The organism is Natrinema sp. DC36 (assembly GCF_020405225.1).
GTDB lineage: Archaea > Halobacteriota > Halobacteria > Halobacteriales > Natrialbaceae > Natrinema.
In genome coordinates, this window is record NZ_CP084472.1 from 1,291,846 (window position 1) to 1,318,326 (window position 26,481).

The following is a 26,481-nucleotide window of genomic DNA, read 5'->3' on the forward strand; positions in this document are numbered from 1 at the left end:
GAGACATCCTGCACGCCTCGAGCGACCGAACTCAGTCGTCGGCCGGAATCGCTCGCGAGTCGGTTTCGGCGGCCCGCTCGTCGGCCAGCGCCGCTTCGACCCGCGGCGGTAGTTCGTTGACCATCGAGCGACCGTCTTTCTCGCGCACGACGAGTCCGTCGTCCTCGAGCGCGGCGAGGTGATGGGACACCGTGCTCGGGTCGCGCTCGAGCGCGTCTGCCAGCCGGCCGTTGGGCGCGCGCCCGAACTCGGCGATCGTCTCGAGCACCTCCCGCTTCGCGGGTTCCGCGAGGGCGGCCAGGAGTTCGGCGTCGTCGCCCTCGAGGAAGTAGCGGCGCTTGCCGTTGACCTTGCGTGCGGTCACCAGCCCCTCATCCTCGAGGATTCGGACGTGATGGCGAACCGTCGAGAGGGGCACCTCGGTCCGGTCGCTGACCTCCGAGAGGTACGCGCCGGGTTGCTTCCGAACCGTCTCGTAGATTGCCGCACGGCAGTCGTGCTCGAGCGGGTCCGAATCGTCGTAGCGGCTGTACCGGAAGATCGGTAGGGCCTTCCAGAGGTCCGCAGCTGCTCGTCGGAGCCGGTCCGTCTCTCGGAGATGACGGAGCCAGCTGGCGGTCGCCGTGCTCGCGCCCCCGGCGGCCCCCGATGCGCCGGCTCCGCCGGCTCCGCCCGCTGCGACACCGGATGCGGAGATCGCACCCAGCATCCCGACGAGGATCGCGTTCGTGGCCGCTTCGCTCGTGCTCGGCGGATCGACGGGAGCGGCGGCACCGCCGATCGCTTGCTCGAGCCGTCCGCCGATTCCGGCTACAGTGCCATTGGTAGTCTCAGCCGTTTCGCCGACGGTCTCGTTGATGGCCCCCGTCGCCTCGCTGACGGTCTCATTGACGGTTGCCGTCGTGTTGGTGACCGTCTCGTTGGCAATCGTCGTCGTGTTATTGACGGTTTCCGTCGTGTTCGAGACGGTGTCGGTGACCGTCTCCGTCGTCTCTGTGGTCGTGTTTTCTATGGCGTCAGCCGGGTCGGTTGTCGTATTCTCGAGGCCGTCGGTCGTGTTCTCCGTGTCGTCAGTCGTGTTTTCGGTGTTAGTTTCGAGGCTCTCAGTCGTACTCTCGAGCTCCTCGCTGGTGTTCTCGGTCGAATTCGTCGTTCCGTCGTCGGTCGTTTCGAGCGAGTCCGTCGACGCCGTCACGACCGAGCCGCCGCTCGCCGCTCCGGCGACGGCACCCGTGACCGAGCCGCCGCTCGCCGCTCCGGCGACGGCACCCGTGACCGCGCCGCCGAGGAACACGGCGGCGACGAGACACGCGAAGATGCGGACCCCGACCGACGGATCCGACTCCATAGCTGTTGTGCACCTATGAGCGATGGATCGTAATACCTTTTCCCGTTTCGTGACAGTCACGTGATCCGATAGCTATCGTCGCCACTGATAGTCGCTGCGCACCCGATCGCAGGATAGTAGCGCGGTCTAGAGCAATGCGCGGTTCGGAGCGAGCGCGGTTCGGAGCGAACGTAGTGAGCGAGAACCGCGGGGATGCGAACGGTGAGCGAAGCGAGCCGTGAGCGAACGTAGTGAGCGAGAACCGCGATCGAGAACTACGGACTGTCCGATCGGTGTGTCAATCGCTTCAGTTGTTACGAGCGGCTCTCGAGCCCGAAACGCGGCCGATCCAGCAAGGTATTTCAGCGTCGGGCGGCCGAATTCACGTATGGATCCGGCGCTTGGCCCTCCCGAGGAGATGGCCGAGATACGCGACGAGCTGACGCCGATGATGCGCCAGTATCACGATCTCTGCGCGCGCTACGACGACGCGATCGTCCTCTTTCAGGTCGGGGACTTCTACGAGACGTTCTGCGGCGCGGCCGAACGGACGGCGCGCCTCCTCGAGATCGCGCTGACCAGCCGGGAGGACAACACCGGCGAGTACCCGATGTCTGGTATTCCGATCGACAACGCCGAGTCGTACATCGAGGAGTTGCTGGAGGCCGGCTATCGGGTCGCGGTGGCCGATCAGGTCGAGGAACCCGGCGAGACGTCGGGCGTCGTCGAACGCGCAGTGACGCGCGTTATCACGCCCGGGACGCTCACCGAGGACGAACTGCTCGCCAGTGACGACAACAACTTCGTGGCCGCGGTGGCTCGCGGCGACGCAGCCGCCGGCGAAGACCGCGAACTCGCGCTGGCGTTACTCGACGTCTCGACGGGTGACTTCCTCGCCACGAGTTCCACCTCGAGGGAGTCGATCGTCGACGAGGTGAGTCGGTTCGATCCCGCGGAGGCCGTCGTCGGCCCGGACGCGCCCGCCGATCTCGTTCCCGACGATTGTATGGTCACGCCGTACGACGTGAGCGCGTTCGACCGCCAGCGGGCGGGCGAAAAACTCTCCGCGTACTTCCGCAATCCCGATGCGCTGCTCGCGAGCGACGCCGAGATTCGGGCCTGCGGCGCAGTACTCGCCTACGCGGAGTACGTCCGCGGCGGTACACACGTCGGCGAACGCGGTGAAGCGGACGACGAGACCGAGGACGATTCTGGAGCTGCGGACGGTATCGAGAGTGACGACGCACACCTCGAGTACCTCACTCACCTCACGCGGTACGATCCGCGGGAGTACCTGCTGCTCGACGCCGTCGCCCTGCGAAGTCTCGAGCTGTTCGAACCCCGCGCCGTTCACGGGCGGGACGAGGCGACGCTGGTCGGCGTGCTCGACGACACCGCTAGCGCGCTCGGCGGCCGAAAGCTCAGGGACTGGCTCCGGCGGCCGCTGCTCGAGCCCGACCGGATCGAGGCGCGGCTGGACGCCGTGGAGGAACTCACGAGCGCGGTTCAGACGCGCGAGCGGCTGCACGACCGGCTGCGGTCGGTCTACGATCTCGAGCGGCTGATCGGACGGATCTCCCGCGAGCGAGCGAATGCGCGGGACCTGCGCTCGCTGCGGGATACCCTCGCCGTCGTTCCCGACGTTCGCGAGGAGCTCGCCGACGCGGACTGCGAGCGACTAGAACGGCTCCACGAGGCCCTCGATCCGCTGGCCGATGTCCGCGAGCTGGTCGAGGACGCGATCGTCTCGGACCCACCGATCGAGATCACCGAGGGCGACATCATCGCGGAGGGGTACGACGACGATCTGGACGACCTGCGCGGGACCGCCCGCGACGGCAAACGGTGGATCGACGACCTCGAGGAGCGCGAACGGGAGCGGACCGGGATCGACTCGCTGAAAGTCGGCTACAACTCGGTCCACGGCTACTACATCGAGGTGACGAACCCGAACCTCGAGTCGGTGCCCGACGACTACCAGCGCCGCCAGACCCTCAAGAACTCCGAGCGCTTCGTCACGCCGGAGCTCAAGGAGCGCGAGGATCAGATCGTCGGCGCTGAGGAGCGGGCGGACGAACGCGAGTACGAACTGTTCTGCGAGGTCCGCCGGGAAATCGCCGACGAGGTCGAACGCGTCCAGAACCTCGCCGAGGCGCTCGCGACGCTGGACGCGCTCGTCTCACTCTCGAGCGCCGCGGCCCAGTACGACTACTGCCGGCCGGCGATCCTCGAGCGCGACGGGAGTCAGACCCTCGAGATCGAGGGGGGTCGCCATCCCGTCGTCGAGCGGACGCAGGAGTCGTTCGTCCCGAACGACGCCCGATTCGCGCGCGATCGGCGGCTGGCAGTGATCACGGGGCCGAACATGTCCGGCAAGTCGACCTACATGCGGCAGGTCGCCCAGATCGTCCTGCTGGCGCAGGTCGGAAGCTTCGTGCCCGCCAGCGCGGCCCGAATCACGCCGGTCGATCGGATTTTCACCCGCGTCGGAGCCAGCGACGACATCGCGGGCGGCCGCTCGACGTTTATGGTCGAGATGGACGAACTCGCGACGATCCTGCAGGAGGCCGACGAACACTCGCTCGTCCTCCTGGACGAAGTCGGACGGGGGACCTCGACGGCCGACGGGATGGCCATCGCCCAGGCGATCACCGAACACCTCCACGACGCGGTCGGCGCGACGACGCTCTTCGCGACGCACCACCACCCGCTGACCGAACTCGCGGACGACCTCGAGGCCGCGTTCACGCTGCACTTCGAGGTCGAGCAGGTCGACGGCGAGGTCGTCTTCCACCACGAAATCGCGCCCGGCGCGGCGACGGGCTCGTACGGCGTCGAGGTCGCGACCGCGGCCGGCGTCCCCGACTCCGTCGTCGACCGCGCGCGGGGCCTGGTCGCGGACGAAGCGGACGATGCCCTCGAGACGGAGAGTGACGACAGGCCGACCGCTCGTGATTCGAACGAGGATGCGGTGCCCGAAGCAACCAGAATTGCAGAATCGGCAGCTACCACGGACGGAGGAGACGTGCCGACCGACGTGGCCGCAGAACTCCGCGCGCTCGATCTCGCCCACCTCACCCCCGTCGAGGCGCTGACGGAACTCGACCGGCTGAAACGGCTTCTCGAGGAGTGAGGCTGGCGCTTTCCACTCAGCCGTCGTCGACCAGGGGTTTCCGATAGACGAGGAGTTCGAAGGGGTCGTCGAACGCCTCGATCCGTTCGCGGTGGACTTCTTCGAAGCCCTGCGCCTCGTAGAGCCGGCGCGCTGCGGTTTGTTTCGCCATCGTGTCGAGTACGATCCGTGTGGCACCCTGCGACCGAGCGCGCCGCTCGAGTTCCTCGTAGATCCGGCGGCCGTATCCTCGTCGCTGATAGTCGGGGTCGACGCGCATTCGAGTGAGTTCGACTGCGCCGTCCATCAGGTCGGGAACGATCTCCGCGATGTAGTCCGTTTCTCCGACCGGACGAAATCCGCCCATCGCGACGACGCTTCCGTCTAAGTCGCCGACGAGGAACTCCCCATCACCGTCGACGTACGTCTCGAAAACTCGCTCGAGATCGGTATCCGAAACGGTGTCGACGTAGGCCCCCGCGTCTCGCATGGCCGTTTCGTGCAGCTCACGGACCTGCTCGCCGTCTTCCGGCCGATATCGACGGATCGTCGGAGCGGTCTCCATATTCGAATAGTGTGTTTCCGATCTGAAAAATAACATCGGTTTGGTGTATCGTCGGGCTGCAGTGACCAGCACAACACACAACTATAGTGGTGATGTCGTGGTTTTCATGACATATCAAACGACGATCGGCTGGTCGCTCATCACCTCGGGTATCGTCACGCTGTTGCTGGCGTATCTCCCGGGCCAGTCGTGGATGTGGGGGGTCGGACTGCTGGTGCTAGGGATCGTGGTATTCGCTGTTCGCCGGTAGCACCTGTTTCGACCGGAAACAGATTCGATCGCGATGATTTCGGTGGCCCTATCGTAACCAGCAGGAGCTGTAAGTTTCTTCTATTCCGGTAGTGAACGGCCGACGCGGAAGTTACACGGAGGTCAAACCGACATGGGAGATTTCACGCTCGAGAGTCCCGCATTCGACGACGGCGACCGAATCCCCGAGGAGTACGGCTATACGAAGGACAACGTCAACCCGCCGCTCGAGATCGATGGCGTTCCGGACGGCGCCGAGGCGCTCGCGCTGGTTGTGGACGACCCCGATGCGAGGGAACCCGCCGGCAAGGTGTGGGACCACTGGGTGGTCTGGAATGTCTCGCCGGAGACGGGGATGCTTCCGGAAGACTGGCAGTCGGACGAGGTGACCGTCGGAACGAACGATTGGGGAGAACGCGACTACGGCGGCCCGAATCCGCCGGACGGAGAACACACCTACCGATTCATACTGTTCGCGCTGGATACGACGCTCGATCTCGGGCCCGACGCCGGCGCGGACGACCCCGAGTCGGCAATGGATGGCCACGTCCTCGATCGAGCGCTACTCGAGGGTACATACCGCCCTAACGAGTGAATTGCACGCTTATCTCACCTCAAAGAGCCCTCGATAAGAAACTGTAGTCTGAATAGTTCCGCCTTGACAGTAGCTGTAGTCTTTGCTCAATCTGAGTCTGCGAGGAGACGAGGGTCGAAAACGTACCAGACGATCGTCGTCAGGAGTCCAACCAGCAACGCTCTCGGGACGCTCGGATAGTCGAATATAATGGCCACAAGTAAGAGGGCCATTGTTCCCGATAACCCCATGAGTAACGCGGACTGTAGTCGAGAGAGGTTGTCGTCCATCGTATTTCGCCGCTTAATATGCTTTTCAACGAATCGTAATACTATCGACTCGTCAGCGAGGAACCATCACGTTCGCCATTGATACCGGCAGTGAGCTCTCCGTCGGACTCGGTGGTCCGTGCTGACTGTACTATCTGGCGGGAGGGAACCGATTCGAAAACCGACACGTCTCACGTCACTCACTCGGCCGGCGGCTCGAGCGAGACGAACTCGAGGCCGTGATCCGTCAGGAGCCGCTGGGCGCGGTCGGTCACGGAGGGAGCGACCAGCACCCCGCGAACGGCCGCATCGGCGTGTAAATCGCGCTCGAGGGCGTCCACGTAGCGCCGAAGCTGGCTCACCGCATCGGGGCCGACGCGGCGGCGCTTCAGTTCGACCACGACCGCCCGCCCAGCTGAGTCCTCGCCGTAGATGTCGACCGCACCGGCCGGCGTCTCGCGCTCGGTTGCCAGCGGCGTGAACCCCGTCTCGAGTAGGCCGGGCTCCTCGAGAATTCGCTGGCGGAGGTCCTCCTCGGTCCCGACGAGTGCGAGTTCGTTCTCGTCCGAGCCCGAGAACGCGGATACCTGCAGGACCTCCTGGAATCTGACACGCAGCCGTTCGTCCGGCGTCGACCGCAGACTCTCGAGGACGAGCGCGCCGTCCTCGCAGGACGCGTCGTGGTCACAGCCCGGCGGCTGCCAGTTGACCGGCTGCTGGCCCTCGTCGGTGTGGACCAGCGCCGCCCCGTCGGGTTTGAGCATGACGTGGCGATCGCCCGCCTCGAGGTAACTCGTTGCCCGGCCGTCGTAATCGACGGTACAGCGACCGTAGACGGTGACGATGGCGTCGCTATCGATTCCGCGGGCGATCACGTCGCGGGCCGCTGCCGGTGTCGGCCCCTGGAGGGTTTCCGTTCGGTGGCCGTACTCGGAGTCCGTCACTGGTCGTGGTAGCGCCGGGATGGATAAAAGATGCCCGCTGTCGTGCGGATTTCCCATCGGTTCGTCGCGTTCAAATGCAGCCTAACGCAGAAGGTATATCCACGTTCGTCCCCGCGCAAGACACGATGTCGAACCTATCGACCCGTCGGGGGTTACTCGCACTGTCCGGCACCGGCGTAGCCGCAGCGCTCGCCGGCTGTTCGCAGCTCGATTCCATGGGGGGATCGAACGACGAGGGGGAGAACGCGGTCACGCTAACGGTCACGCCGGAACGGGAGGCACTGACCGACCTCGAGGAGGAGATTCGAGCAGATATCGACGACGGAAATCTCAGCGATCAGGAGGCGGCACGGGAGTTCGAGGCGGGGCGTCTCGAATTGCGGAAGGAAGCCACGACGTCGTTCGAAGAGTCGGCCGGCGAGAACGGGATTTCGGTCGAGGAGTCGGAACCGAAGTACGGACTGCTTCGCGTTACGGGGCCCGACGAGGCGATCATGGACGCCCTTCAAAACGGCGCCGTCGGCGGCATTTATCCCGGTGAACAGTACGAACTACTCGTTCAGCGACAACGGCGCCAGGAGCAACAACAGGCGATGCTCGAAGAACAGCAGCAAGCACAGGAGGGGAACGAGACGAACGGCTCCGACTCCGGCAACGTGACCAGCGGCTCCGGTTCCAGTAATGAGACGAACGGACCCGCTTCCGGAAACGAGACGGACGGCTAACACGAGCACCAGCCGCCTGACTCGAGCACCCGCCGACAGTTGGATACACCCCTCTCGCCGGAGTTACCGCTCGAGCGAGAACGGACTCTCGCGTTCGGTCCAGTTCCAGCCGGGTAGTCGCTCCTGAAAGCCGGCGGCGAGCGCCGCTTCGCAGTCGTCGATGCCGGCGTTTTCGCTCGCATCGCCGTGGACCTGGAGATCGGCATAATGGAACGTCGCCTCGCCGAGCGTCCGCAGCGGTTGGTCGCCGGCGATCGTCGCCGCCAGTTCCCGCCCGAGGAGTTCGTCGACCACGAACCCCGGGTAATCGTTCTCCACATCGAGGTCCCTGAGAATGGCGATCAGGGCAGCGACGTTGACGGCCAGATCGCCCTCGGCGAAGACGGCGTCGACCTCCTCACGATACCGATCCGCCGTCACCGCGTCCACGTCGGTACCGAAGACCTCCCCGAGGTCGTCGCGAACGTCGTTGATGAGGGGGACGACCCGATCGGTACGGTCGACGACCCAGTTTCGTTCCTCGCGGACTCGAGCGGGCGTGATGCGCATGGATATCGAAATAACGACCCCGTTTCCCAAAACGCTGTACTATTGGTCGCAACCACATTGTCGACGTGGTCGCTGGGAGCGATACCACGATCCCGTCGAGACCCCGTCGTGATCGCCGCACGATCGGGCCTTCACTGACTGCCGGCCGACGGTAGTCCGTCCGCACGGCCCGGTTTTGCGAAGGCTTTTATACTACGCAAAGAATAGCCTCGAGTAAGCGGGTTCTCCCTGGAATTGTCCCGCACGAACCAGGATAACCGATCCGGGAGCGTCTTCGTCAGGTACGGAGTAGGATACGATGATTCGGGAGACGAGACGGAGTGTGAGCTACGTTGTCCCGTTCGGACAACGCTCGCACATGTCGCGGCGACCATCCGTTAACGGTCGTCACGACACTGTAATCCGACGCTGGTCTCCTATCGATTCTGCCCCATCCGGCGGCGCACTCGATCCCGGACGGCGAGTTCACGCAAGCCACATTGGCGACCTATGAGCACTGTAGAGCAGCAACTCGACGATCTCGAAGCACAGATCACGAGCGAGTTACCGAGCGATATCTCGGTCTCCTCGGTGAAATACGAAGGCCCCGAACTGGTGGTCTACACGCGCGATCCGAAGAAGTTCGCCCAGAAGGGTGACCTCATTCGGCAACTCGCGAGCAAGCTACGCAAGCGGATCACCGTCCGGCCGGACCCCAGCGTTCTCTCGCGCCCCGAGCAGGCGCGCGAGGAGATCATGAACGTCGTCCCCGAGGACGCGGGGGTCACCGACCTGGACTTCCACGCCGACACCGGCGAAGTCGTCATCGAGGCCGAAAAGCCCGGTATGGTCATCGGCCGCCACGGGTCGACGCTCCGCGAAATAACGAAGACCGTCGGCTGGACGCCCGAAGTCGTCCGCACGCCGCCGATCGAATCGTCGACCGTCTCCAACGTCCGTAGTTTTCTCAAACAGGAGCGCGACGAGCGCCGCGATATTCTCGAGAAGGTCGGTCGACAGATCCACCGCGAGGAGATGTCCGACGACGAGTACGTCCGCATCACGACGCTGGGGTGCTGTCGCGAGGTCGGCCGCGCCTCGTTCATCCTCTCGACGCCGGAGACGCGGATCCTCATCGACTGCGGCGACAAACCCGGCGCGGAGGGCGAAGTGCCGTACCTCCACGCGCCCGAAGCGCTCGGCGCGGGTCCACAGACGATCGACGCGGTCGTCCTCACGCACGCCCACCTCGACCATTCCGCGCTGATTCCGCTGCTGTTCAAGTACGGCTACGACGGGCCGATCTACTGCACCGAGCCCACGCGGGATCTGATGGGGCTGCTGACGCTCGACTACCTCGACGTTGCAGCCAAGGAAGGCCGAAGCCCGCCCTACGAGAGCGAGCAGGTCCGCGAGGCGATCAAACACTGCATCCCCCTCGAGTACGGCGACGTCACCGACATCGCGCCGGACGTCAAACTCACCTTCCACAACGCCGGTCACATTCTCGGCTCGGCCGTCTCGCACTTCCACATCGGCGACGGCCTCTACAACGTCGCGTTCTCCGGCGACATTCACTACGACGACACTCGCCTGTTCAACGGCGCAGTCAACGACTTTCCGCGGGTCGAGACGCTCGTCCTCGAGTCGACCTACGGCGGTCGAAACGACTATCAGACCGACCAGAAGGACTCCGAGCGGAACCTGATAGAGGTCATCAACGAAGCCCACGACAGGGGCGGCAAGGTCGTTATACCCGCCTTCGCCGTCGGCCGGTCACAGGAGATCATGCTCGTCCTGGAAGAGGCGATGCGCAACGGGAAAATTCCCGAGATGCCGGTCCACCTCGACGGCATGATCTGGGAGGCGACGGCGATCCACACCACCTACCCCGAGTACCTCCGGGACGATCTGCGGGACCGCATCTTCCACGAGGACGAGAACCCGTTCCTCGCCGAGGAGTTCAACCACATCGACGCCGGCGAGGAGGAACGACAGGAGGTCGCCGACGGCGAGCCCTGTATCATCCTCTCGACCTCGGGGATGGTCACCGGCGGCCCGATCATGTCCTGGCTCGGCCACATCGGCCCCGATCCGGACTCGTCGCTCGTCTTCGTCGGCTACCAGGCCCAGGGGACCCTCGGTCGACGCATCCAGAACGGCTGGGACGAAATCCCGACGAGCGAGGTCGGCTCCATGGGTGGCGGCGACGGCCGCGGCACTCTCTCGCTGAACATGGATATCGAAACCGTCGACGGCTTCTCCGGCCACGCCGACCGCGCCGGCCTCGAGAACTTCGTCAAAACGATGAATCCACGCCCCGAGAAAGTGCTCTGCGTCCACGGCGACGAACGCTCCACGCAGGACCTCTCCTCGGCGCTCTACCACGACTACGACATGCGAACCTTCGCGCCGAAGAACCTCGAGACCTTCCGCTTCCTCTAAAGAAAGCCCTCGCGATCGCTTGGCAGCGATCGCTCGCCCTTTTCATTTCCACCAGGCGCCGCTAGAGCGCGGCGCGCGGATCCGCGCGCCGCGCCAGGTGGCCTGCCCTTCCCCGTGACTCGAGCGCGCGCCTCCTGATCGAGGCGCGCGCTCGAGCCGGCCACTATGCATGATCGATCCGTGTAACAGACGCGAGGAATTCAGCTAGTACAGAACCGGTGAATAAGAGCAGACGGCCGTCAACTGCTGTCCGGCGAGCCGACCGCTTCGCCGTCGGTCTCGGTCGACTCGTCGGCGTCCCATCGCTCCTCGTGGACGAGCGGTTCTACCTCGAGTCGATCGCGCCAGCCCTCCCGCTGGAGGACCGGCTCCTCGGGGAAGCCGTCCTCGGGATAGCCCAGACAGAGGTACGCGACCGGCTCGACGTGCGGTGGAATCCCGAGCGCCTCCCGGACCTCGTACGGGTAGAGGACGCTCACCCAGCCGACGCCGACGCCCTCCGCTCGAGCGGCCAGCCAGAGGTTCTGCACCGCGAGACAGGTCGAGTACACGTCGGTCTGCGTCATCGAACTGCGGCCCAGAACGTGGGGCGCGCCGCGGGTCGGATCGCAGGTCACGCAGACGTTGATCGGAGACTCGCGGATCCCCTCGAGCTTCAGCGCGGCGAACTCGCTTTTTTGTGGCTCCTCGTAGCCCTCACGGGCGGCCGCGATGGCGCGCTCCGCGATTTCGGCGATGTCGGCCTTCGTCCCGTCGTCGCCGACGACGACGAGATCCCACGGTTGCGAAAAGCCGACGCTCGGGGCGTGGTGTGCGGCCCGAATCAGTCGCTCGAGGATCTCGTCCGGAATCGGTTCATCGCGAAACCGCCGGATATCGCGTCGGGCGTAGATCGTCTTGTACACCGCATCCCGCTCCGCCTCCGTGAATGCAACCATTGATTCATCTATGAAAGAACGGTTGTTTAAAACCGCTGACTGGCCCTCGGGATGCGAACTCGAGTCCGGTGAACGGCGACGGCTGCCGCTCGATCGGCCGGCCGCTTACTCGGGTGCGTCCGCCGGGTCGACGACCTCGCCCGTCGCGGGATAGACTCCCACCTGATCGCAGATATCGGCCATCGGACAGGCGTCGGGATCCTCGAGACAGGCCGGTTTCCGCGCTGTGCAGTACTCGCGACCGAACTGGATCGTCGCCGTGTGACCGAAGCCGCACTTCGCCGCGGGCACGTCGCGCTCGAGGACGGCCCGAACCCCCTCGTGGTCCGCGTCCGGCGGGGCGATCCCTATGCGGCGATAGATCCGGTGGACATGCGTGTCGACGGGAAAAACGCCGCCGCGACCGCCCGCGAAGAGCAGGACGCAATCGGCGGTCTTCGGGCCGACGCCGCGGACCTCGAGCAGCGTCTCGCGCACCGTTTCGGGGTCCTCGTCCTTGACGAACGCATCGAATTCCGCTGCGGAGCCGAACGTCTCCACGACCCACGCCGCGGTGTCGATGAGCGTTTCGGACTTCTGGTTGTACAACCCCGCACCGCTGATCGTTTCGGCGAGAATCGACTGCTCGGCGCCCGCGAGCGATTCGGCGAGGTCGACATCCTCGGCTCCCAGTTGCCCGCTCACGGCTTCGCCGTTCGCATCATCGAGCCCCTCACGTCGTTTGCGCCTCGCACCGCTCGAACTGTCTGCATCGCGTTGCGACGCACTGCCCTCATACCGTTCGAGTAGCGCGTCGTGGGCCGGCTGACTCGCCTTGTCGCTGGTGTTCTGACTCAGAATTGTCCGGACGAGGCAGGTGAATGCGTCCTGTCCACCGTACGTTTTCTGCCAGTAGCGCTCGCCCAGCCGGTCGACGACGCGTTCCGCGCGCGTGTCTGCCGTCGCGGGATCGAACTCCGCGGCCGCGCCGCCACCCTCCCTGCCGCCGCTGATGTTCACGGTCGGCTCCGGATCGTCGCTCATAGCCGTCCGTTCGGACTCGGCGACCAAAACCGCGACGGAGCGGTCGGACTCGAGTCCGTTGATTCCGTACTACTGCCGGCGATCACTCGACGGAGATCGTCACCGTTGCCTCGGCCCCGTCCGCCAGCGCGGCGACGAGGTCGCGGTCGAATCCCTCGGCCGCGAACTCGGCACCGAGCACAATCGTTCGGTCGTCGACGTAGTCGCTCGTCCGGCCGACCGCGCTGCGCTCGCTGGTGAACTCGAGGGCCGGATCGCCGTGTCCCGTCACGGAGTCCGCGTGGCCGTCGGCCTCGACGGTGACCGTGATCGTCGCATCGGCGTCCCGGCAGGCCGCGACGAAGTCGGGATCGAAATCCGCCGGCGCGCGGTCGGCCTCGATCGCGAGGATACAGTCGCCGGCAGCGGTGAGAAAGTCGTCCGTCGTCACTTCGAAGGTGCTCGCGTGCTCGGCGCTGACGTTCTCGTGGCCGCGAGCGTGGATTACCTCGTCCATGGAAGGCGGTTCGGTGCCGGCCGGAAAACGGGATCGAATCGGTGCGGTGGCGGTGGTGGATTACGGTCGCGACGTGGATCGGTACCCCGACCGGAATTCGCGGACGCCCGCACCGAGGGCGTTTCCGAGGACGACGACGAACAGGATCGCGACGAGCCCGCCGCTCCACTCGGCGTGCAGAGAGCCCGTCCCGATGCCCGCGACCGCGACGAACGCCGCACCGGCGGCCGCGAGACAGGCCAGCCCCAGTCGGAGCCGCGAGCCGGTTCGACGCGATAGCAGGTACTGGGGGAGCCCGACGCCGACGGCTAGATAGATTACGATTCCGACCGGCGTGACGCCGAGCACGGCCGGGCTCTGGGTGATCGCGCTAACGACGCCGGCGAGCAAGAACGCGAGCGTCACACTCGCTCCGACGACGCGAACATCGCTCATACTATTCGATAGGCAACGAACAAAAATACATCTTCCGTCTGTTCAGCGAATTGATGGAACGGCGGTCAAGCGAGACTCGTGCCGTCGAAATCACCGCGACTGTACTCGATTTCCATCAGATCGAGGATCGTCGGCGTGATGTCGAACAGATCGGCGTCCTCGATCGTCGCGTCCGGGCTGTCGATGTACAGCGACGTATCGTCGAAGCTGTGCATCCCGTTGCGCGGCCCCGTAGTGAATATCTCGGAGTCGCCCTTGAAGCCGGATTTGAGATCGAAGCCGTTGTTCGGAATCGCGACTAGATCGGGTGCGATGTCGGCGTGATCGCCGCGGAAGGCTTCCTCCTTCTCGACGACGCGGTCGACAACCTTGTTGCCGTTTGGCCCCTCGAGCGCCTCGAGATCGGCTTTGAGCTCGTCGCGGACCGCGTCGTACTCGTCCTGTGGGACGGAGCCGCGGGGTTCGCGGCCCTCGAGGTTGATGTAGAACCGACCCGGGATGAACGAGTACGCTTTCGCGTCGTCGGCGATGTCGCCCAGCTCTTCGGGCTCGTCGGTCCCAAAGGAGAGCCAGCCCTCCTCCCGGAGCCACTCGTTGAAGTGGACCTCGTAGTCGAGGCTGGTAAAGCCGTGATCGGAGGCGACGATCAGGGTGACGTCTTCCGGCAGCGAATCGCGCAGGCGGCCGATGTAGTCGTCGACCTTCCTGTAGAACTCGATAAACTCGTCCTTGTACTCGCCGTCGCGCTCGTAGTCCTTGAACAGGAAGTGGTTGACCCGATCGGTCGTCATGAAGACGCCGAAGAACAGGTCCCAGTCGTCCTCCTCGATATAGTGCTGGAAGGCCTCGTACTGCGCGTCGACCGTCGCGTGGGCGTCCTCGATGAACTCGGATTTGTCGTCCTGATGGCCGAGTTTCGGATTGACGTCGATCCGGTAGTCGAGCGTCTCGAGGTAGTCGCGGACGTCGTCGGGATAGGCCGCCTTGTCGAGGCCGGGCGAGAGGAAACCCGAGACCATCCGCTGGACGTCGCGCTGAGGCGGGAAGGTGACGGGGACGTTCATCACCGTCGCCTTGCGGCCGTTCTCCTGGACGCGGTCCCAGACGCGGTCGGCCTGGACGTCGCGGCCCATCGGGACGTAGGTGTCGTAGGTGCCGACCTCGCGGTCCTGAAAGCCGTACACTCCCGTCTCACCTGGGTTCACGCCGGTCGTCAGCGACGGCCAGCAGGCGCTGGATTCCGGCGGAACGATGCTCGAGATCTCCTCGGCGGTTCCGTTCTCGGCGATCGCAGCGAAGTTCGGGAACAGTTCCTCGTTCTCCGAGAGGAGACTATACGGCACGCCGTCGACCCCGATAAATGCGACACGGGGGTCGCCGTCGCCCCGTAGTCGGTCGAACAGACCCATGGGCGGACGTAGTCCGACCGGATACAAGAAGCTTCGTTTCGAGACAGTGTTTTGCGAATGGCTGACACTCCGTTCGCTGAACCGATGGACGGCTGTGGGAAATCCGGTAGTCAGCCGCCGGGGATGTCAGTGATCGGTAGTGACACAGGGGATCGTGGCAGACGATCACTGAACCGGGACAGGGAAATCGTCACTCCTCGCGTCCACTCGAGTCTTCGGGGTCGAAGTTAGTCGGAACGACCGTCGGATGGGCCATGCCGGCGGCGGCCTCGACTGCCTCGTCGGCCGAGGGAGACGTTCGCGCGGCGGAGTTGGATGCTGCCATACACGGAATAGTAACGTCAGGAGCGGGGATAAAATTACCCATGCTCATAATGCATGTGCCGACCGGCCGCGGATTACTCTCGGGAATCAGCGGGCGTATCGTCGCTACCCGGTCGGTTCGTAATTCTCGACTCAATCGTCTCCCTCGGTCCTGTATTCCGAATTGATGGCCGTCTCCGAGACTCCCTCTCAGCGTCCCGCGAGAAAAAACGGATCGCAACGCAGATCGCACTGCAGTTCGGTCCGTCGCTAGAAGTTCTCGTCGTAGAGATCCTGGGCGTGTTCGATCGCGTCGTAGGCCGCCTGTTTGTCCTCCCAGCCCTGCGTCTCGACTTCCTTGCCCTCCTCGAGGTTCTTGTACGTCGAGAAGAACTCGTCGATCTCGTCGAGTTCCTGTTGTGGGATGTCGTCGAGGTCCTGGATGTGGTCGTAGCGCGGGTCCTCGCTCGGGACGGCGATGACCTTGTCGTCCTGCTCGCCGTCATCGTCCATCTTCATCAGCGCGACGGGACGGGCCTCGATAACGCACCCGGGGAACGTCGCGTCTTCGACGAGGACGAGCACGTCGAAGGGGTCCTCGTCGTCGTAATAGGACTGCGGGATGAAGCCGTAGTCGCTCGGATAGTGGACGTTGCTGTGCAGCACGCGATCGAGGACGACGCCCGGAACGTCCTTGTCGTACTCGTACTTGTTTCGCTCGCCCTTGAGACACTCCACGACGGCGTAGATCTCTTCTGGCGGATTCGGTCCGGTCTCGAGGTCTTCCCAGAGGTTGACCATGTATCTGAGAGTTCACGGTCGATCAAAAAGTACTTTCGTAATCGAGTGTCATCATCTACGTGACGGTTGCCAGATATCGAAGAGACACGAATCAAGCACATGCATCCGTATCCGGCGGTGTCGTGGCCGGTAGCAGGTTGTACAACCGGCTGATACGAAGGGATAGTTGACAAGTCTTAAATACTCTGGTAACATTTGCACACGTATGTCAGAGGCACAATCAATCACCGGCGAACAGAGTATTGCACGCGAACTCACCGCCTTCCAGAACAACATCCTCGTCATCCTCGCCAAGGAGCCAATGTACGGTCTGGCGATCAAACGAGAGCTCGAGGACTACTACGGGACGGAAGTAAACCACGGGCGGCTCTACCCCAACCTCGACGAGCTCGTCGATCTGGGTCTGGTCGAGAAGAGCGAACTCGACAAGCGAACGAACCAGTACTCGCTGACCGACGACGGCTACGACGCCGTCCTCGACGGCATCCAGTGGTCCCTCTCGAAGGTCGTCACGGGCGACGACCGCGCCGACGAGATCCGCGACATCGTCGAGAACAGCTACTAGAACTGGCGCTTCGGGACCGGCTCGGTTGCCGTCTCGAAGACGAGTTCGATCGACTCCGCCAACACATTTTGCTGTTTTTCGGTTGGCCAAGCGTTCCTGACGACGTACTCTGACTGAAACTCCGCGAGTTCGTCGCCCGTCAGTTCATCCATCGGCTTCGCGTAGTGATTGCCCGCGAAATCGGCCAGCATCGCCGCGTTGTCGCCGTGCACGTCGCCGTGATCCGCTCTGACCGCCGCGACGAGGTCGCGGTTGTGCTCGTCGACTGCCTCCCAGTCGTCCGGATTCTCGGTTCCCTCGAGCGGAATCTCGACCGCACGGTCGATGTCCTCGATGCGATCGGTTCGGATGACGCCGTCCTCGTGCCACTCCTCGGGATGGAGTACCAGGACATCGTCGCCGTCATCGTCACGGATGCGTGACGTGAAATCGTGTTCGTCGAGAAGCTCGTCGCGTCGGCTCTCGTAGGCCTCGATCTCGTTTTCGTCGACCGCAGTGCGCTCGAGGCGGGTCAGTCGTTCGACTTCGTCGACGGCCTCTCTGGGAAGTTCCATGTCGTTCGGAGCATCGGGACCGTCTCCGCCCTGCTGGTCGCCCGCACCGTCGGCGTCGGCTGCGTTCGAATCGGTCATGGGGGAGCGTACGCACTCGAATGGTTTTCCCCTTGCTGATTCACTCCGAGCGAGCGCGGTGAAGAGCCAGTTGTTGACTGAGCAGGGTGTTCGGTAGTGAGTTCGATGAACGACGTGTCCTGCTATCGTGGCAACAGGGAATCGCCACGCCCTCCCCAGCCGATTTCTCCTCACGGACGCTTCGCGTCCGTTCGGATGGTTCGCGGGACCGTCGGTCCCGCGCTAACGCTCGTTCACTTCGTTCTCTCGCTCATCCACTGGAAGACGCAAAGCGTCTTCCAAGCAGTCACTCGCTACACTCGTGACGACCTCGCACGACTTCGGACCGCGGGTCACCGGTGGTTCGCGGCTCCCTGCGGTCACCGCTCACATTATCGAGGCCTTCACTTCGTTCAGGCCTCGCAGTTCACCGCGGCCCAGCGCGCGCCACCGCACTCTGGACGGTCGGTCCGGAATGAGAAACGTACCTGCTCTGACTTGAGCGATCCTAGGCCTGATCCAGCGCCTCGTTCACGAGGCCGTCCGCGCGGTCGTTGGCCTCTCGAGGGACGTACTCGAGGGTCCACTCGTCGAACGAGCGGAGGAGTTCGTGGACGGTCACGCGCTTCTCGCGGAGTTCCGGGTTGTTGGTGTCGTACTCGCCGCGGACCTGCTTGACGATGAGTTCGGAGTCGCCGCGGACGTGAACCTCGTCGTAGTCGTAGTCGCGCGCGGCCTCGAGCGCCGCGATCAGCGCCTCGTACTCGGCCTGGTTGTTCGTGGCCGTCCCGATCGTTTCGCCGTCCTCGGCGACGATTCCGTCGCCGGTGACGATCACCCAGCCGATTCCGGCGGGACCGGGATTGCCACGGGAGCCGCCGTCGAAGTAGACGTGAGCGCGCCCGCCGTTCTCGCGGAGCAGCGCCTCGATATCTCGCGGGTCCGACCCCTGAATCACGACCTTGTCGTCGTAGGCGACGGCCGTGGCACCGCCGCGGCTCGCTCGCCAGCGCTCGTGGTCAGTGTTTCCCGAGTCGACGGCGACGCCCGCCTCCTCGAGTCGTTCGCGGGCCGCCTCGACGTCGCACTCGATGACCGGCATTCGTCTCCGTGATCGGCCAGAATCGGATAAAGCTTTTCCGGTTCCGTTTCGTAAAACTCGAGAGTGAACGCTCGTATCGACTGTTTTCGAGCGATACTGAGCAACGGGTGGAACGACCTCCCAAATCTTTATATACCATAATGAGACTACTATAAAAGTGCGATGACACGGTCCACCCGCCAGCGGGAGCGAACGCGCGAGACGGACGAGACCGAGGAACAAGAGGGGGAACGTGCCTGCCCCGAGTGTGAATCGGACAATCTCGTCAAGGACTCCGACCGGGGAGAGCTCATCTGCGAAGACTGTGGGCTCGTCGTGGAGGAGGAACAGATCGACCCAGGCCCGGAGTGGCGGGCGTTCAATCACCAGGAACGGCAGGAAAAGTCCCGCGTCGGTGCGCCGACGACCCAGACGATGCACGACAAGGGGCTGACGACGACGATCGACTGGAAAGATAAGGACGCCTACGGCCGCTCGATTTCTTCGAAAAAACGCAGCCAGATGCACCGGTTGCGCAAGTGGCAGGAACGCATTCGAACCAAAGACGCCGGCGAGCGGAACCTCCAGTTCGCGCTCAGCGAGATCGATCGGATGGCATCCGCGCTCGGCGTCCCGCGCTCGGTTCGGGAGGTCGCGTCGGTCATCTATCGGCGCGCGCTCAAAGAAGACCTCATCCGCGGACGATCGATCGAAGGGGTCGCGACGTCCGCGCTGTACGCCGCCTGTCGCAAGGAAGGGATCCCGCGAAGCCTCGAGGAGATCTCGGAAGTCTCGCGCGTCGAACGCAAAGAAATCGGTCGCACGTATCGATACATCTCGCAGGAACTCGGCCTCGAGATGCGTCCCGTCGACCCGAAAAAGTACGTCCCGCGCTTCTGTTCTGAACTCGAACTGTCCGAAGAGGTCCAGACCAAGGCCAACGAAATCATCGAGAAGACGGCCGAAGAAGGACTGCTCTCGGGCAAGTCACCGACGGGGTACGCCGCGGCCGCGATCTACGCCGCGTCCCTACTCTGCAACGAGAAGAAGACCCAACGCGAGGTCGCCGACGTCGCACAGGTGACCGAGGTGACGATCCGGAACCGCTATCAGGAGCAGATCGAAGCGATGGGCATTCACGGGTAGTCGAAGGAGAACTCGATATTCACTCTCGATTTTATTGCGTCGCGTATTCGATCCAGCGACCGCGTCCTCGGCTAGTCGTCCTTGCCGACGCTGATGACCTGCAAGAGCGAGTAGACGGGAACACCCTCGAGTTCCTCGAGGCCCTGTTTGTCCGCGATGACGACGCAGGCGAGCGGTTTACCGCCCTCGGCGCGGATCGCCTCGATCGTCTCGCGCATGGTGGTGCCGCTGGTAATGGTATCGTCGACGACGTAACATTCCCGATCGCGGATACCGGCGAAATTCCTGGAGAAGGTGCCGCCGAGTTCCTCGATGTCGCCTTCTTCCCACTGGTGTTTCGCGGGGGTGTAGGTTCCGAGGTCCGTCTCGAGTTCGCGGGCGACCAGCGTCGCGATGGGGCCGCCGGCTTTCTCGATGCCGATCGTCAGATCCACGTCTTCGCCGTGTTTGGCGAGCATGTCGGCCATCGCGGAGGCGATGGCGCTCATCCGTTTGCTGTCCCGGCCGATCGCAGACCAGTCGACGTGGATGTCCTGTGGGCCGCTCGCACCGGGGGTTTCGTCGGTTCGCTGGGGCGGTTGTTCGGTCGCCTGTGGGGTCGTTCCGCTGCGCTCGACGAGCCAGCTCGCGGTCTCTCGGGAGACGTTCAGCTCGTCCGCGATTTCGCCCTTCGAGAGACCTCGGGCCGCGAGCTCGGCCGCGCTCTCGATTAAGTCGTCGACGTTTTTCATATAGATGCGAATTCGACCGCCGTTTTTATAGTCGTGTCGTCATCCTCCCCCACCGTCGATGCGTGTCCAGCTGCCGGGACGCGCGCGGTCGCTGCCGGGAACGCCAGATCGACGGCTTCGAGGCCGTAGACACCGGTGACAATCGACTCGAGTACCCAGTCGGGAAGGCCCGAGAGCGTCTCGATTGCCCGCTCGAAGTGACGGCGGTTGGAGTTGACGCTGCCGACCAGCGCTTTGTTGTGCAACACGAGTTCGCGGTGGAGTCGGCCGCCGTCGACCTCGAACGACCAGTCGCTGGGAACGCCGAGTAGGGCGGCGACGCCGTTGGGGGCGAGCGCGTCGATCGATTCGAAGGCGTGTTTCGCGTAGCCGGTCGCTTCGTAGACGATGTCCATCGGCTCGTACGCGCCAGCGATCTCGGAGACCGGCGTCTCGCGGGAGTCGATGTAGGTCGCGCCGAGTCGCTCCACGATGTCGATCGTCGGGTGTGGCCGATCATTCCGGCCGAGACAGTAGACTCGCTCGTAGTCGAGCGTCTCCGCGAACATCGCGGCGGTCAACAGCCCCAGCGAGCCGGTGCCGAGGACGAGCGCGGATTCGGGCCGCCAGTCGAACGCCGAGCGCGTCGCGCGAGCGTGTTCGATCGCCTTTTCGGTAATGCTGATCGGCTCCACCAGAAAGCCCCACGGAGCCAGTTCGGCGGAAATCGGAACGAGACAATCGGCCGGACTCGTGACGTACTCCGCCATGAATCCGTGTGCGCCGACGATGCCGCGTTCGACGTACTCGCCGTCGGGGGCCATGTCCGGCTCGCCGGCCTCGAAGTAGTCGTTCGTCTCGACGCCCGCGGGCGGTCGGCGAACCGTCGGGACGACGCACTGGCCCTCCTCGAGGTCGGTTCCGTTCGCGTCTTCGACGACGCCGACGGCCTCGTGTCCGAGGATCAGCCGGTCGTCCCCGTCCGGAACGCCACCGTGGCTCCCTTCGATGACCTCGTAATCGGTCCCGTCGACGCCGACGCGACAGACCCGCACGAGCGCTTCGCCGGGAGCGGGTTCCGGAACGGGTCGGTCGACGACCGCCGGGATACCCGCCCCGGGCTGGACTGCGATGGCTTTCATTGGCTCCCGGTAGGAACCGTGACGTTAAATATTTATTCCTAATCGAGTAAATATCGGTGTGTTCGGATATCGGAGACGTGGGACCGTCCGGCCGGGATCGATCGGGCGGCGAACTGACTGCGACCGAAGCGACCGGAACGACCGCGACCGGAACTACTGCGACCAAAACTACTGCGACCAAAACTACTGCGACCGAAACAACTGCGACCGAAACAACTGCGACCGAAACAACTGCGACCGAAACAACTGCGACCGAAACAACTGCGACCGGAAACGGTTTTCCGTCCGCCCATGCCTGTAGTCCACATGGAACGGTACGATCTCGTCTATCGGCTCTACGACGAGCACGACACGGCGACGCTGCGGGAGTACCAGGAGTTCGTCGACGTCTTCCCGGCGGTCGACTCCAGAGTCGCGCTCGAGCACTGGCAGGAGGCGACCGAGGAACTCGAGGCTCGCAAGGACGAGATCCGGTCGGCGTTCGCGGCCGGCGAGACGTTCGCGGAGATCGCCGCCCGCGCGACCCGGGACCAGGCCTTCACCGCGCTCGACCTCGAGGCGAAGTACGGCCGCGCGGTGAACGTCCTCGTGCTCGACGTCGACGAGACGCTGCGCTCCGCCGGCGGAACGGACAACGAGATCCCCCGGGAGACGCTGCACCTCCTGACGGAGTTCCACGAGGCCGGCGTCCCGATCGTCATCTGTACGGGCCAGACCTTAGAGAACGTCAAGGGGTTCGCGATTCAGGGGCTGGGCAGCGAGATCGTCCACTCGGGGAACCTCTCGATCGTCTACGAGGCGGGAACGGGCGTGTTCACGCCGGGCCACGGCGCGGACACGAAGCAGTTGCTCTACGAGGACCTCGACGAGTCCATTCGGACCGTCTTCGACGACATCCGATCGCGCGTCCTCCCCGAGGCGCCCGAGAGACTCCGGCGGGGCTGTCACCTCCAGGGCAACGAGTTCAACGTCACGATGAAGCCCAACTACGAAACCGGGTCCGCGGAGGCTCGCGACATTATCGACGAGGCACTGGTCTATCTTATCGATCTGCTCGCCGACGCCGTCGGACGGATGCTCGAGGACGCGACGACGGAGGTAAACGGTGAGAATGGGGAATCAGCCACCGGTGGCGAAAGTGAGCTGACACCCGGCGACGAAACGATCACCGACTGGACCCGCGCCTTCTACGCCGGGCAGGACCCCGAGATCAGGTCGGTCCTCGAGGGCGAAGGGGCGTACCCCGATCTGGCGGTCGACGACGTCCCCGACCGGGTCGCAGCGACCCTCGAGCGGATCGACGTCGCCTACTACGAGGCCGATGCGGCCGAAATCGGTAGCCTCGAGCTGAACAAGGTGGTGGGCGTCGAACGCGCGCTCGACGTGCTCGGAGTCGAGGACCCCTTCGCGCTCGTGATGGGCGACTCCAAGAGCGATCTGCGCGTGATGGAGTGGGTCGCCGACACCGACGCCGGGATCGCGGCCGCCCCGGAACACGCCTCTCAGGAGACCTTCCAGCACGTTCTCGAAACGGACGAACTCGTCTTCGATCGCGGGAAGAGCGTCGACGTGCTCCGGACGGTGTACGCGCTCAATCGGCTGGCCCGTCTCGGGTGATCGATCGCTCCCGTTTCGCGCGTGCAGTGTCACCCGATCCGAACTGCCATCGGTTCGGAATTGCGGTCCGATCGATACCGTCGGAATTCCGGTTCCGTCACGCGATTCTGACCGTCGTCAGGTCCGACTCACTCCCTTAAACGGCCGGAATACAAAGGCCCGCTCATCAAGCGTATCCGAGTCGTTTCTTCTCCCAGCACGATCCGAGCGAGCGTGCTGTCGACGGCGGCCTTACAGCCGCTACGGGCGAGGCGTTCGCGACGGACACCGAGCGGATCGGCTTGATACTCCGGAGACGTATCGAGTCCCGACACTGCCACGACAGCGGCGCCGTTCACCGACCGGACTCGAGCCAGCGATACGAGGTGACCCACCAATGACGACGATCGCAGAACTTTCGCTTTCGACGGACGAGTTCGCACTCGCAGAGACCCTTCAGCAACTACCGGCCCTCGACGTCCGCGTCGAAAGCGTCGTCGCGGAGGGGCCGACCCGGACCGTCCCGCTCGTCTGGTTTTCCAACGTCGACCGCGACGACCTCGAGACGGCTCTCGAATCGGATCCGACCGTCGCCGAGTACCGACGGCTGCTCGAGAGCACCGAGGACGGCGAACTGTTCTATCGCCTGGAGTACGCGGCGACCGTCGAGTCCGTCTGTCAGTGCGTCTACACCGACGGCGGGACGGTCCTCGACGCGCAGGTGACCGACGGCCAGTGGACGCTTCGGCTCCTCTTTCCCCACCGCGAGGAGCTCTCGGACGCCGTCTCGGCCATCGAGGACTGCGGCGTCCGGGTCGATGTCAGACGCATGGTCGAGGCCGGTCAGGACGAGGAACTCGAGACGACGGCGGCCTTGACCGAGCCCCAGCAGGAGGCGATCGCCGAGGCGTATCGGCAGGGCTACTACGACGTCCCGCGCGAAATCTCGCTCGAGGAGCTCGCGAACGAACTCGACATCTCTCATCAGGCGCTCTCCGAGCGGCTCCGTCGGGCGAACCGCGTCCTCGCGGGCGAGCAGTTGGACAGCCCGTCGGGCGAGATGGCGACGCCAGACTGACGCTCGAGGTCGGCGGGCGTCGTTCGATCAGGTCTAGCGACCGGTGACTGTTCGAGTTGCCGACCGATTCACGACGGCAGGCGTTTTTTGACCGTCCCCGACGGAGTGGCCTGCATGTCGAATCACGATCCCGGCGCCGCAGACCCGCTCTCGCTTCGCGGCGTCGTTCCGCCGACCGTCACCGCGTTTCGGGAGGACGAGTCCGTCGATTACGAGACGACGGCTTCACACGCCCGGTTCGTCGTCGATCGCGGGGTACACGGCGTCTTTCCGCTCGGAACCAACGGCGAGTTCCCGCTGCTCTCGGGCCCGGAGCGCGACCGGATCGTCGAGGCGGTCGTCGACGAAGTCGGTGACGACGTGCCGGTCATCGCCGGCGTCGGCGCTCCCAGTACCTATCGGACGGTCGCCCACGCCGAACACGCCGAATCCGTCGGCGCGGACGGCATCGTCGTCGTGACGCCGTACTACTATCCGCTGGACCACGACGGTGCCCTCGAGCACTATCGCCGGGTTGCCGAGGCCGTCGACTTACCAGTCTATCTCTACCACATCCCGAGCAAGACCGGCAACGAGCTATCGCTCGAGACGCTGGCTGACCTCGCGGAAATCGACAACCTCGCGGGCGTCAAGGACTCGAGCAAGGACGTGCCGTGGCTCGCGCAGGCGATCGACGCCCACCCCGACCTGACCTTCCTCGCGGGGTCGGACTCGCTGCTTTTCACCGGACTCGAGATCGGCTGCTCGGGACTCGTCAGCGCCGTCGCGAACGCGTTCCCGGAACTCGTCGTGGATTGTTACGAGGCCTACGACGCGGACGACGAGGAGCGAGCGCGCGAACTCCAGAGCAAAATATTCCGCGTTCGGGACGCGTTCAAGACCGGCGGCGCGTACATGTCCGGCGTCAAGACGGCACTCCGGATGCGGGACTTCGACGCCGGCCCGTTGCGGAGCCCGCTTCGGCTGAAGGACGACGACTCCGCACGGGAGATGCGCTCCCAGCTCGAAAAAATAGACGTCCTCTGAGGTGGACGGCGGCTACAGGAGCGACCGCGTCCGAACGGTTCCGCTCAATACCAGCGTTCGCCCGTTCTCGTCAATCGAGGAATCTTGGAGGGTCGCCCAGCGATCGCTGACGTCGCGGTTGGAGTCGACGTGGTCGCTGAGGGCGTCCGCGTTCGCGTCGCTCTCGCTGTCGTAGAGGAACACCTCGGTGAATTCGGACGTGTCGCCGTCGAACTCGTAGGTGGTCGCCGTCCCCGTTAGCCCTCGTTCCCAGTCATCGAACTGGTCTTCGATGCGGTCTTCGATCTCCTGGCGCTGCCGGTCGGGAATGTTGTCGGGGTCGCCGTACTGGCGCTCGAGTTCAGTCTCGACGGTTCGAGGCGCGTGAACGCTCCCGTTGGACATGTGTCTGGCGCTGAATTCGCCCAGCATCGCCCCGCCGTCGTCCGTCTCGGACCACCGTCCGCTCGCGCTCGCGTTTGCGTCGATGGCCGCTTCGACGGCGCCGACCGCATCGAGGTAGCTCCCACCGTTGGCCTGGACGACGTACCCCTCACTGACACCGAAGGCCCAGTTCTCGATCGCGTACAACTCGTATCCTTCGTGGTCTCCCTCGCTCGAGAGTTCGTCGTCCTCGGTGTACTCGTCGTCGACCCAGTCCTGCAGATTCTCCTCGATAGACGCGGGATCGAAGGAGCCGGCGAGGAATCCGTACTCGATCGACGACTCCACCGTCTCCGTTTGGGTCGTCGTTCCGTCCCAGGTCTGTCGCGTGTAGCTCACCTCGAACTCCCAGGTAACGGTCTGGGAGAGGTCCCAGTCGAGGTCGGTCGCGGCAACGCCGGCCCTGCTCCGATGAGCCGCACCCCTCTCGAGGGGCCAGTATACAACGAGTTCCTCCTCGTGCTCGAAGACCGCGTCGGGAACGACGGCGTTGAACCGCCGATCGGTCTCCTCCGATGAGTCGACCGTTCCATCGGTGTACTGCTCGGTCAGCGCTTCCGTGTCGAGAAGGTCGGTAACTGCCGGCGCGGTGAGCCAGTTTCCGACCGGCGGCCCGGAACTCCCGTCTTCCTCGTCGCCGAGGAACGGGAGGCTTCCCGTACAGCCGGCCAATCCCGCGGAACTGACCGCGGCCAATCCTGCGCTACCGCTTCGAAGAAGCGTTCGCCGTGAAATATCCTCTCCCATCCTTCTTGAGGAGACAGTATCTATATATAGTATTTCTGGCTGATGGACATATTTGCGTTCCAGAAGGAAAGTCGGCGAACACCGTCGTATCGCGGCCCTCCCGTTCGGCGGGATCGCGAGGCTATAGTAGTCACTGAAAGTCAATACACACCTGATCGCGTGACAGCGATGCGACCAGCGTGTGAATCGTTTCAGTGACTACTATACCGCCGG

At 64.2% G+C, this 26,481-nt stretch carries 26 protein-coding genes; 10 read left to right on the forward strand and 16 right to left on the reverse strand.

From position 1 onward, the window contains the following. Window positions 1–31: 31 nt before the first annotated feature. Window positions 32–1,348: a helix-turn-helix domain-containing protein gene (locus LDH74_RS07000; protein ID WP_226041800.1), complete on the reverse strand. Its 1,317-nt coding sequence runs from the start codon at window positions 1,346–1,348 to the stop codon at window positions 32–34. Between the two features lie 367 nt (window positions 1,349–1,715). Between LDH74_RS07000 and mutS the strand changes: the two genes are divergently transcribed. Then, entirely contained in the window at window positions 1,716–4,460 is a 2,745-nt protein-coding gene (gene mutS / locus LDH74_RS07005; RefSeq protein WP_226041801.1) for a DNA mismatch repair protein MutS, read from the forward strand. 16 nt (window positions 4,461–4,476) lie between these two features. Here the strand turns inward: mutS and LDH74_RS07010 are convergent, their stop codons facing one another. After that, window positions 4,477–5,004, reverse strand: coding sequence for a GNAT family N-acetyltransferase (locus LDH74_RS07010; RefSeq protein ID WP_226041802.1), 528 nt, complete (start codon window positions 5,002–5,004; stop codon window positions 4,477–4,479). A gap of 106 nt (window positions 5,005–5,110) precedes the next feature. Here LDH74_RS07010 and LDH74_RS07015 point away from each other — a divergent pair, with 106 nt between their 5' ends. Then, window positions 5,111–5,254 (forward strand): hypothetical protein, encoded by a 144-nt coding sequence (locus LDH74_RS07015; protein WP_226041803.1) that lies wholly within the window; start codon window positions 5,111–5,113, stop codon window positions 5,252–5,254. 132 nt (window positions 5,255–5,386) lie between these two features. Beyond that, window positions 5,387–5,848 carry a YbhB/YbcL family Raf kinase inhibitor-like protein gene (locus tag LDH74_RS07020; protein WP_226041804.1) on the forward strand — a complete coding sequence of 154 codons (462 nt, stop codon included), beginning with the start codon at window positions 5,387–5,389 and terminating at the stop codon, window positions 5,846–5,848. A gap of 448 nt (window positions 5,849–6,296) precedes the next feature. On the opposite strand, the gene nucS is transcribed toward LDH74_RS07020, so the two are convergent. Next, window positions 6,297–7,040: an endonuclease NucS gene (nucS, locus tag LDH74_RS07025; protein ID WP_226041805.1), complete on the reverse strand. Its 744-nt coding sequence runs from the start codon at window positions 7,038–7,040 to the stop codon at window positions 6,297–6,299. 125 nt (window positions 7,041–7,165) lie between these two features. Between nucS and LDH74_RS07030 the strand changes: the two genes are divergently transcribed. After that, on the forward strand, window positions 7,166–7,765 hold the full coding sequence (locus tag LDH74_RS07030) for a hypothetical protein (RefSeq protein WP_226041806.1): 600 nt from the start codon (window positions 7,166–7,168) through the stop codon (window positions 7,763–7,765). Window positions 7,766–7,828: 63 nt separating this feature from the next. Here the strand turns inward: LDH74_RS07030 and LDH74_RS07035 are convergent, their stop codons facing one another. Then, window positions 7,829–8,314 carry a hypothetical protein gene (locus tag LDH74_RS07035; protein WP_226041807.1) on the reverse strand — a complete coding sequence of 162 codons (486 nt, stop codon included), beginning with the start codon at window positions 8,312–8,314 and terminating at the stop codon, window positions 7,829–7,831. Window positions 8,315–8,803: 489 nt separating this feature from the next. Here LDH74_RS07035 and LDH74_RS07040 point away from each other — a divergent pair, with 489 nt between their 5' ends. After that, window positions 8,804–10,738, forward strand: coding sequence for a beta-CASP ribonuclease aCPSF1 (locus tag LDH74_RS07040; protein WP_226041808.1), 1,935 nt, complete (start codon window positions 8,804–8,806; stop codon window positions 10,736–10,738). 239 nt (window positions 10,739–10,977) lie between these two features. Here the strand turns inward: LDH74_RS07040 and bluB are convergent, their stop codons facing one another. The 7 genes from bluB to LDH74_RS07070 all read right to left on the reverse strand — a co-directional run bounded on the left by bluB (window position 10,978) and on the right by LDH74_RS07070 (window position 16,143). Further along, window positions 10,978–11,676 carry a 5,6-dimethylbenzimidazole synthase gene (gene bluB, locus LDH74_RS07045; RefSeq protein ID WP_226041809.1) on the reverse strand — a complete coding sequence of 233 codons (699 nt, stop codon included), beginning with the start codon at window positions 11,674–11,676 and terminating at the stop codon, window positions 10,978–10,980. 105 nt (window positions 11,677–11,781) lie between these two features. Then, the gene (nth, locus tag LDH74_RS07050) at window positions 11,782–12,699 is read right to left on the reverse strand and encodes an endonuclease III (protein WP_226041810.1); all 918 of its coding nucleotides are present in this window, start codon (window positions 12,697–12,699) and stop codon (window positions 11,782–11,784) included. Between the two features lie 82 nt (window positions 12,700–12,781). Continuing rightward, complete coding sequence (locus tag LDH74_RS07055; protein WP_226041811.1) at window positions 12,782–13,195, reverse strand: DUF371 domain-containing protein; 414 nt, start codon at window positions 13,193–13,195, stop codon at window positions 12,782–12,784. 60 nt (window positions 13,196–13,255) lie between these two features. Beyond that, window positions 13,256–13,630, reverse strand: coding sequence for a hypothetical protein (locus LDH74_RS07060; RefSeq protein ID WP_226041812.1), 375 nt, complete (start codon window positions 13,628–13,630; stop codon window positions 13,256–13,258). A 65-nt stretch (window positions 13,631–13,695) separates the two neighbouring features. Further along, window positions 13,696–15,039 carry an alkaline phosphatase family protein gene (locus LDH74_RS07065; RefSeq protein ID WP_226041813.1) on the reverse strand — a complete coding sequence of 448 codons (1,344 nt, stop codon included), beginning with the start codon at window positions 15,037–15,039 and terminating at the stop codon, window positions 13,696–13,698. A gap of 190 nt (window positions 15,040–15,229) precedes the next feature. After that, complete coding sequence (locus tag LDH74_RS26440) at window positions 15,230–15,364, reverse strand: hypothetical protein (protein WP_255680959.1); 135 nt, start codon at window positions 15,362–15,364, stop codon at window positions 15,230–15,232. A gap of 248 nt (window positions 15,365–15,612) precedes the next feature. Next, window positions 15,613–16,143: an inorganic diphosphatase gene (locus LDH74_RS07070; protein ID WP_226041814.1), complete on the reverse strand. Its 531-nt coding sequence runs from the start codon at window positions 16,141–16,143 to the stop codon at window positions 15,613–15,615. A gap of 205 nt (window positions 16,144–16,348) precedes the next feature. Between LDH74_RS07070 and LDH74_RS07075 the strand changes: the two genes are divergently transcribed. Then, window positions 16,349–16,708: a PadR family transcriptional regulator gene (locus tag LDH74_RS07075; RefSeq protein WP_098726897.1), complete on the forward strand. Its 360-nt coding sequence runs from the start codon at window positions 16,349–16,351 to the stop codon at window positions 16,706–16,708. On the opposite strand, the gene LDH74_RS07080 is transcribed toward LDH74_RS07075, so the two are convergent. Both LDH74_RS07080 and rnhA read right to left on the reverse strand, forming a co-directional pair. Beyond that, entirely contained in the window at window positions 16,705–17,340 is a 636-nt protein-coding gene (locus LDH74_RS07080; protein WP_226041815.1) for a rnhA operon protein, read from the reverse strand. The genes LDH74_RS07075 and LDH74_RS07080 overlap by 4 nt on opposite strands. Window positions 17,341–17,827: 487 nt before the next feature. Then, window positions 17,828–18,421: a ribonuclease HI gene (rnhA, locus tag LDH74_RS07085; protein ID WP_226041816.1), complete on the reverse strand. Its 594-nt coding sequence runs from the start codon at window positions 18,419–18,421 to the stop codon at window positions 17,828–17,830. Between the two features lie 162 nt (window positions 18,422–18,583). On the opposite strand from rnhA, the gene LDH74_RS07090 reads away from it, so the two are divergent. Continuing rightward, a complete protein-coding gene (locus tag LDH74_RS07090) occupies window positions 18,584–19,546 on the forward strand; it encodes a transcription initiation factor IIB (protein WP_226041817.1) in 963 nt (320 codons plus the stop codon). A 71-nt stretch (window positions 19,547–19,617) separates the two neighbouring features. On the opposite strand, the gene gfcR is transcribed toward LDH74_RS07090, so the two are convergent. Next, window positions 19,618–20,277 carry a transcriptional regulator GfcR gene (gene gfcR, locus LDH74_RS07095; RefSeq protein WP_226041818.1) on the reverse strand — a complete coding sequence of 220 codons (660 nt, stop codon included), beginning with the start codon at window positions 20,275–20,277 and terminating at the stop codon, window positions 19,618–19,620. Then, window positions 20,274–21,398: a glucose 1-dehydrogenase gene (locus tag LDH74_RS07100; RefSeq protein ID WP_226041819.1), complete on the reverse strand. Its 1,125-nt coding sequence runs from the start codon at window positions 21,396–21,398 to the stop codon at window positions 20,274–20,276. Before LDH74_RS07100 ends, gfcR begins: the two co-directional genes overlap by 4 nt. 306 nt (window positions 21,399–21,704) lie before the next feature. Between LDH74_RS07100 and LDH74_RS07105 the strand changes: the two genes are divergently transcribed. The 3 genes from LDH74_RS07105 to LDH74_RS07115 all read left to right on the forward strand — a co-directional run bounded on the left by LDH74_RS07105 (window position 21,705) and on the right by LDH74_RS07115 (window position 25,098). After that, window positions 21,705–23,015, forward strand: a complete 1,311-nt coding sequence (locus LDH74_RS07105) for an HAD hydrolase family protein (protein WP_226041820.1) — start codon at window positions 21,705–21,707, stop codon at window positions 23,013–23,015. 376 nt (window positions 23,016–23,391) lie between these two features. Then, entirely contained in the window at window positions 23,392–24,072 is a 681-nt protein-coding gene (locus tag LDH74_RS07110) for a helix-turn-helix domain-containing protein (protein ID WP_226041821.1), read from the forward strand. Window positions 24,073–24,186: 114 nt separating this feature from the next. Next, window positions 24,187–25,098, forward strand: a complete 912-nt coding sequence (locus tag LDH74_RS07115) for a dihydrodipicolinate synthase family protein (RefSeq protein ID WP_226041822.1) — start codon at window positions 24,187–24,189, stop codon at window positions 25,096–25,098. Between the two features lie 12 nt (window positions 25,099–25,110). Here the strand turns inward: LDH74_RS07115 and LDH74_RS07120 are convergent, their stop codons facing one another. After that, window positions 25,111–26,268, reverse strand: coding sequence for a hypothetical protein (locus LDH74_RS07120; protein WP_226041823.1), 1,158 nt, complete (start codon window positions 26,266–26,268; stop codon window positions 25,111–25,113). Window positions 26,269–26,481: the final 213 nt, after the last annotated feature.